The following is a 275-nucleotide window of genomic DNA, read 5'->3' on the forward strand; positions in this document are numbered from 1 at the left end:
GATTCCCAGTTGTCTTCCACAAAACGTACATCATGCACCAATGGATCGATACCAATAGCGCGTAGCGAGTCCAGATATAGCTCTTGAATGTTAGGTGGGTTCGGCTTTAGTACGACTTGGAACTGATAGTAGTGTTGCAAGCGGTTTGGATTGTCACCGTAGCGACCATCAGTCGGGCGACGCGATGGCTGTACATACGCAGCGTTCCAACGCTCAGGACCTAACGAGCGCAAAAACGTGGCGGTATGAAACGTGCCCGCGCCGACTTCCATATC

General features: G+C 51.6%; 1 protein-coding gene. It reads right to left on the bottom strand.

Annotated elements, in window-relative coordinates:
* On the bottom strand, positions 1-275 hold a 275-nt coding region (locus B3V51_RS10785), incomplete at both ends, for a glycine--tRNA ligase subunit alpha (protein WP_286708412.1).

The organism is Psychrobacter sp. UBA2514, from assembly GCF_002341255.1.
In the GTDB taxonomy this organism is placed as follows: Bacteria; Pseudomonadota; Gammaproteobacteria; order Pseudomonadales; family Moraxellaceae; genus Psychrobacter; species Psychrobacter pacificensis.